At 38.9% G+C, this 7,284-nt stretch carries 6 protein-coding genes, 1 tRNA gene and 2 pseudogenes; 4 read left to right on the forward strand and 5 right to left on the reverse strand.

The window, feature by feature from the left end:
- The 3 genes from ACH10T_RS01840 to ACH10T_RS01850 form a co-directional block, all read right to left on the reverse strand.
- The coding region (locus ACH10T_RS01840) for an APC family permease (RefSeq protein ID WP_394807639.1) at positions 1 to 858 on the reverse strand (858 nt) is incomplete at its 3' end.
- Positions 859 to 1,252: 394 nt separating this feature from the next.
- Positions 1,253 to 1,579, reverse strand: a complete 327-nt coding sequence (locus ACH10T_RS01845; RefSeq protein WP_394807640.1) for a 2Fe-2S iron-sulfur cluster-binding protein — start codon at positions 1,577 to 1,579, stop codon at positions 1,253 to 1,255.
- Between the two features lie 164 nt (positions 1,580 to 1,743).
- A complete protein-coding gene (locus ACH10T_RS01850; RefSeq protein WP_394807641.1) occupies positions 1,744 to 2,916 on the reverse strand; it encodes an aromatic ring-hydroxylating dioxygenase subunit alpha in 1,173 nt (390 codons plus the stop codon).
- Positions 2,917 to 3,549: 633 nt separating this feature from the next.
- On the opposite strand from ACH10T_RS01850, the gene betI reads away from it, so the two are divergent.
- On the forward strand, positions 3,550 to 4,137 hold the full coding sequence (gene betI / locus ACH10T_RS01855; protein ID WP_394807642.1) for a transcriptional regulator BetI: 588 nt from the start codon (positions 3,550 to 3,552) through the stop codon (positions 4,135 to 4,137).
- Positions 4,138 to 4,175: 38 nt separating this feature from the next.
- Here the strand turns inward: betI and ACH10T_RS01860 are convergent, their stop codons facing one another.
- Complete coding sequence (locus ACH10T_RS01860) at positions 4,176 to 4,394, reverse strand: IS3 family transposase (RefSeq protein WP_394807644.1); 219 nt, start codon at positions 4,392 to 4,394, stop codon at positions 4,176 to 4,178.
- A gap of 171 nt (positions 4,395 to 4,565) precedes the next feature.
- On the opposite strand from ACH10T_RS01860, the pseudogene ACH10T_RS01865 reads away from it, so the two are divergent.
- Positions 4,566 to 5,708 (forward strand): annotated as a pseudogene (locus tag ACH10T_RS01865) (IS3 family transposase).
- Positions 5,709 to 6,222: 514 nt separating this feature from the next.
- Here the strand turns inward: ACH10T_RS01865 and ACH10T_RS01870 are convergent.
- Positions 6,223 to 6,307 (reverse strand) — tRNA-Leu (locus tag ACH10T_RS01870).
- 236 nt (positions 6,308 to 6,543) lie between these two features.
- Between ACH10T_RS01870 and ACH10T_RS01875 the strand changes: the two genes are divergently transcribed.
- Positions 6,544 to 6,792, forward strand: a complete 249-nt coding sequence (locus ACH10T_RS01875; protein ID WP_394807643.1) for a hypothetical protein — start codon at positions 6,544 to 6,546, stop codon at positions 6,790 to 6,792.
- Between the two features lie 110 nt (positions 6,793 to 6,902).
- A pseudogene (locus ACH10T_RS01880) lies at positions 6,903 to 7,284 on the forward strand (TolC family protein); the annotation flags it as partial.

Genomic DNA, 7,284 nt, shown 5'->3' on the forward strand with positions numbered 1-7,284 from the left:
AACCGCCTTAAATGTGTCTTTTTTTGGATCCTTGAATTCTCTGGTATAGCAGACCGCTGTTTCGAAACCGTAAGTTGACCATGCGGCCACAAACATTCCACCTATTGCCAAAGTCCAGCCTGCCGCATTCCAAGATCCCTGAATAATTTGACCTGCGGCATCATGAGCTAATGGTAAAAGTGGAAAGAAGCGATCAGACGGGGCATCTCCTGTAACTAAAGGAACTATGCCTATAACAAGCAGAGGAAGCAAAGATGCTATGCCCATTATTTTCTGTAATTTTGCTGCTTTCAAAACTCCGCGATGCTGCATAGCAAAAGTCAGGAGGAGTAATGCTGCACCAATAACGAATGTAGCATTTAATCGCAGACTTAGTTTTTCCTTTATGAACCCAAGATCAACAATAGTCATCGACCAGGTATTAACTACTGCATCAGCGGGGAAGAGGCTTAAGAGAATATATGCTCCGGCGAGGCCTGAAGCAATAGCCAATACTGGAGACCAGGCAATCCAATTACACCATACCGTAACAGGTGCAATAAATTTACTGTAGCGAACCCAACCGATAGCTCCATAAATTGAAGCTCCACCGGATTTATGTGGAAATAATCCGGAAATTTCTGCATACGTGAAGCACTGAATGAACCCCATAAGAATGGATAGAATCCAAATGATCCATGCTGGCTGACCTACTGTTGCAGCAATTGCACCTACTGTAAAAAGCACTAACGGAGGAACTCCGCTAACTACCCAGAATGCGTGTTTCCAATCTATTTTACGGTGAAGGGTTCCTTCTCCAATATGGAGAGTCCTTTCATCGGCTGTGACTTTATCAAACGCTTCTGCACTCGTGTTCATTCTTTATCCCCCTAAATTATTGTGCCCCAAAAAAAATTTACAGCTGTTTTTGCTCACTTAAAACGCCAATAATTTCGCTTTCCTTTGCTAAAGAGTCTGCCAGGGTTTATTTCTGTTCAAATACTTTATCCACTCACCTTGATAACACTTCGGACAAATTACGCGATACTTTTTGGCGAAATAATCAAATAAATCCACCAAACTTTAACTGTGGTTTTCTGTAACATCTTTGCCTTTCGTCGCTAATCATCATGCTGATGAACTGTAATTTTGCTTAATGAAACTACAATCAAAAAATAGATATTAACCCCCATTTATGGGATATTCCCTAACCATATTCTGAAGGTTGGTTGATCGGAAATACTCATACCCTACAAAAATCAAAATCTGTTATTTATCGTGATAATAGACTAGTAACCTCTTTTGGAAGAGTTACTTCTAGTCCATTCAAGGCTTCATTACATATGATCTGACAGCTAAGACGAGTAGTTGGAGTAAGTTGGGGAATCATATCCAATACATCTTCTTCGTCTTCTGTTGGTGCTGGTATATGATCATACCAATGAGCGTCTATTATTACTTGGCAAGTTGAACACGCCATGGATCCACCACAAGAAGCAGGAACATAGAATCCCCGTTTTTTTAGAACTTCCATTAATGAAAGGCCAATTTCAGCATCAACTTCACGCTTAGTGTCATTATGCAAAACAATAATCTTCATAGTCTGCCTCTCTTTACTTTTAGTCTTTAATCACTCTGGTTAATAAACGGAGTTTTTAAAACAATTAATGCTGTTGCAATTGAAACAATTTTTTAACATGCACAGCTTACTAAGTATTCCCTGCCAAGTTTCAATGACAGGGAATACTTAAGGCCAACAAGAATTTATGTTGCTTTAGCAGCTGCTTGTCCAGCCGATTCTTTCAACTGGATATATTCTTTAGCATGATGTGCCTTATAAACCAGTGATTGGAAATGGTGTACCGCATGCTCGCTGATTCCGGAACGTTTGTGATCAACTAATAAGCGTCCAATATCATAGCTACGAGACTTCAGCCCCTTTTGCACCTTTTCACAAAGATCAACATCTTCTGGTTGGAGTACTTCACGTAAGTATTCAATCGAAGCCATTTCTTCTTCAGTTGGTTTCTCATCTAAGAAATAGAAATCCATATTCTCCCGAGTAGTCTCTGGGCCTGTAGGTAACATATAAAGCAATCCGATATTGCCCGCGCCAGGCATGATCCACATAGTCATGTTCGGCCATAGGTAAATGGCCACATACTCTAGTCGCTTTCCAACGGCAGCAGCCACTTTTAAGGGTCCATTTGGATTTTCGGGGACGGGTGAAACGTGAGCATTCCAAATGCCATGTGTAGTAACTGTGTAGTCAGGCATGCTAACTAAATCGACAAAGCCGGGATGTGCTGTGGCGCAGTGGTAGCACTCGCTGAAATTATCAATTGCAGTTTTCCAGTTTGCTTTAATATCCCATGTTTCGCGATGGGCAAATTTTAGATTGTGAATATCGGGACAGTGCTCAAGCAATTTAGCCTCAAGATCCGGCGCCTGCTTTATAAGCGGCTCAGCATCGGCATTTAGATTAACCCATACAAATCCGGCTAACTCTTCTACGCGGGCTTCTTCTAGGCTAAACTCTTCCTTGCAAAATCCTTCAACATTTTCGCAATTACGAACAGTACGAGCTGTACCATCCAAATTATAAGTCCATGCGTGGTATGGACATGTAATAAAATTCACTTTGCCAAAGTCATTTTGAATCAGAGTATGGGCGCGATGCCTACAGACATTGTAGTATGAGTGCAATTTATTTTCTTTATCACGGGTAATTACAATTTCTTCGTCGCCAACTTTACATCTTATGTATTTTCCTGGTTCGTTAACCTGGCTAAGATGACAACCAAAATTCCACGAATTTGCGAAAATCACCTCCAACTCATTTTCGTAGATCACAGGTGAAGTGTAGTATTCGCTCGCCAGTGTGTAGGAAAATCCAGCATCATCTGGATTAAATTTTCTCAAAGGTTCTTTCTTCATCATTCTCTCCGTAAACGTTTTATATTACATTGAATAATCATTCAATCTATATTGATATTAAATTCCATTCGATATGCTTGGTCAATACTTCTTTTGGAGTACTCATTCTAGATTCATATATATGTAAATAATTATATATTTCATATAGTTAAATCATAATAATTTATCCATAACTTAAATTTAGAAAGTAATAATATTATTTTTAATAATTGAATTATAGTTTAATAATATAAATTTAATTTTATTTGATTGAATTTATATTTAATATTACTGAACAATATTATTGTTCAGTATCAAAGTTCATTCCAACATGGAGATTCACAACTCGCCCTGCACGGGTCTTAAAGGAGCTTTTATATGGTATGGATTTAAATTCTGACTGAAGTGTTTTGTAAAGTTATTTAACAATGTTTCTTAGGCACATAAATACAAAAGAAAACCTACAATTCATCTAATACATAATTACCTTAGCTTTAAATCAAAGCGAGAGAAAACTTAATGTCTTCGTATGCTGGAAATCAGGAAAAGTCATACCAAATAGACATAAAAATTGCTACAATACTTAATTTTGATTATCTTCTTAAAATTCAGAAGTAACTATTGGCAATATACTTAGGAAAGAAATCCACAATAATGGCAAGACCTGGTTTGGAAGTAATCCGAAAAAAAGAATTAATCCACGCTACGATTTCAGTAATATATGAAACCGGATTGGCAGAACCCACACTTGCAGCAATAAGTGCTCGAGCCGGACTCTCGTCTGGTGGCATGATTAATCATTACTTTAAAAACAAGCAAGATTTGATGGAAAGTACCATGCGTGAGTTAGCAGGAAGCTTTTTAGGAGAAGTAGCATTCAACGTCAGTTCTGCAAAAACTCCGATTGACAAAATAAATGCTGTAATTGATGCTAACTTTGCATCTTCTCAATGCACGCCTGAAGCAGTAACAGCTTGGTTATGGTTTTGGGCACGAATACCCACCAATACTGCTTATGCAGACATTGAATCCGCTACGGAAAATCATGTGATTAACGAGTTAAAAAGAGCACTAGAAGACATAGTATCGGAGCATGAAGTGGATGATTTGGCTGAAGGAATCATGGCAATCATGTACGGGCTATGGTTGCGCTTTGCTTTTGATTCCAAGAAAATCAATGTTGAAGTTGCCCGTAGAATTACAAAAGATCTTACTCACTCGCGTTTACGGACATATATCTAGTGGACTTCCTGAGCTTTCACCAATATCATAGACAAATCTCATTGTCCGATTTGTTGTTGTTGAAATTGAGTTGGGCTTAAACAATTCAAATAACTATACCTGCGTACACGTTTATAAAACACTTCGATGCAATCAAATACTTCTGCTTTTAGCTCCTCTCTTATGATGTAAATTTTACCCTGAGTTTTTTCTTTCTTTAGGCTGTTGAAGAATGAGTCCATGGCAGAGTTATCGTAGCATTTGCCACAACGGCTCATGCCGGTCACGAAGTTATTCTCCTTGCACCATCGATTAAAGTCATCACTGCCAAACTAACTGCCTTGATGAGATTGAAACAGCACCGTCTGTTTAGGTTGCTTTCGCCATTTTGGACTTCCCACACTCTGTAAGACACCGTTATAGTTTAATTAAACTTTACGGAAGTAGTTATGGCAAGGGAACGTTTTGCAAAGGAATTTAGATCCGAGGCAGTCAGGCAAGTAGTTGAACGTGGCTATACTGTTGCGGATGTTGCTAAGCGATTAGGGGTGTCGGCACAAAGTCTTTACAAGTGGTTCAAAGCAGCTGGTCCTACCGATGAACAAAAAGATAAAGCAGAGCTCATTGAGGTGAAGCGTGAGAACCTTAGGTTACGTGCGGAACTTGCGCGCGCACAAGAAGAGTGAGACATACTAAAAAAAGCCGCCGCGTACTTTGCAAGGCAGTCCGAGTAAAGTACGCTTTTATTGAAGATATACGACACCAACATCCTGTGACGTTGCTCTGCCGTCTGCTTAATGTTGCTCGAAGTGGCTTTTATAAATGGCGTGATCATCCTGAATCCAACCGAAGCAAAGAAGACCGTCGCTTGTTAGGGCTAATCAAGGAATCATTTGAAGCTAGTCAGGGCATTTATGGCAGCCCACGTGTATTCTGCGACTTGAGAGAGGTTGGTGAGACTTGTGGCTTACACCGCGTAGCTAGAATCATGCAGCAGAATAAGATTGCAGTTTATCGTGGCTACAAGACACTTAAATTTCGTTACAGCAAGCCTGCTAAGGCAGCGCCTAATCGTTTAGCGCAGCAGTTTGTGATGGATGAGCCTGATCAGGCCTAGGTGACCGACATTACCTACATTCGCACATTTCAAGGATGGTTGTATCTTGCGGTTGTATTAGATCTGTATTCACGCAAGGTGATTGGTTGGTCGATGAAGTCAATATTAGCCAAAGAAATAGTACTGGATGCTATTTTAATGGCGGTATGGCGGCGCAAACCGAGTAAACCCGTCATTATTCATTCAGACTAGGGTTCTCAGTATAGTAGTGATGAGTTGAGTCGATTTTGTGAACAACATCAGCTACAAGCTAGTATGAGCAGGCGCGGTAATTGCTATGAAAATGCTGTGGCTGAATCTTTTTTAGCAGCTTAAAAAATAAAAGGATTTGCAACATGTATAATATACGAGAGATAAAGCAAGGGCAGATATATTTGATTATATCGAGGTGTTTTATAATAGGGCTAGACGTCACTCCCACCTAAATGGGATGAGCCCCGAAGCATTTGAAGAGGTCTGGCGCAAGCAAGGTTAGGTGTCCCATCGTAGTGTGGGAAGTCCAACAGACATTATCATTCAAAAAAAAGACTCTGCGATCAAATATGACTTACTACTAATATAAATGCCAAAGCACTAAACAAAAAGCTGACAGCAGTAGCGCTTAAAAGAGAAACTCCAGGAACATAAAAATGAAAGAAAATAATTAGTTAAAAAAAAACAACACAGCTGCTACCTGGCCAGCGGTGTTCTTAAAAAGCTTTTTTCTCTTCAAAGTTTTTCTTGAATCTCACACAAGAAATCCATTTTAATACCAAACAGTAGTATTAGGAAGCGACAGCAGAGTGAATCTGCCTAAAGATATTTTAAAGTTTTGCTAATAGTCTTCATGATTTAAGAATATTATCAAAAAGCAGTCCATAGAAATTTCCCAGCATTTATTGGTATGAAAATACCAATATTCATGGAAAATTCTGGAATTTAAAAGGCTTTATCGGGATTTTGTTTGACATAAAAGGATGTCAAAAAGGCTGCTAGTCCTTGATATTACTTGGTGCGAAAGGAGAGACTCGAACTCTCACGCCTTACGGCGCTGGAACCTAAATCCAGTGCGTCTACCAATTCCGCCACTCTCGCAGGTAAATAAACAATAGCTCGTTTAAACAGGCAACCATTGTATATCAACAATTTGTTATCAGAAAAAAATTAAACTGCAAAAGCTAAATATATATTCAATAAAAGTGTTTTCCAGCTTAATCATGTAAATTAATCCGCATATTAAAGTTAATTTAGCTCAGCCTGCAACGATTGTGCGAGAATACTAATTAATGCTATTGAATAATAATTAGTAGGTTTACTGAGAGTTAAAGGCTATGCAAAACACAATCAATTTAAACGAGATTAATATGCTGCGTACAGAAGTAGAACTTTTGATGCGTGAGCGCCAGTCATTATTAAAAGTAACCGGTGCAGCAGCAGGGCTTATAGCAGAAATGGATAGCCATAATCTGCCACTTACAACGGTTGAAGCGGCAGATTTGCTGGCCACTTCAATCAACAGCTTGACTGAAGAAACATTGCAGGATGCATTAGGCGCTGTAAATGCTGAAATAGTCGATTAAATTAGTATGTTCCAGGGTATATCGCCATTGATTTCAAAGTGATCGGCCTATTATTTGAATCAACTATTACTTGAATCAAAGTAACAGGCTACTTTTTTCCAATAGAAAAATTGATTAAATATACATTATCCACGCATAAGTTTTTACATGCCCTCCTGCTGACCATATTCCTCCCTATATTTTTTGAAGCTTGTAGTTTCTCAAAATATAGCCCCAAGCCTCTTGATCTCCATGTAATTGCCACTGCATTCGAGGCTAAAGACCCATTTAACGCAAAGTTTAATCATTATTTACAAAATAATGGGTATTCTGCAGACACTTTACCAATAAAAATATGGGGCACTGAAGAGCTTATTTTATGCGCTTTATACTTTCATCCAGATTTAGATATCGCCCGCGAAAAATGGCGCACAGCTACATTAAATGAAGTTGGTGTAGCTCAAAAACCTTGGCCAATGATAGACGGTAACATTGCGCATAGTAATCGTGCTA

Origin of the sequence: Nitrosomonas sp. (assembly GCF_043753625.1) — a bacterium.
In the GTDB taxonomy this organism is placed as follows: domain Bacteria; phylum Pseudomonadota; class Gammaproteobacteria; order Burkholderiales; family Nitrosomonadaceae; genus Nitrosomonas.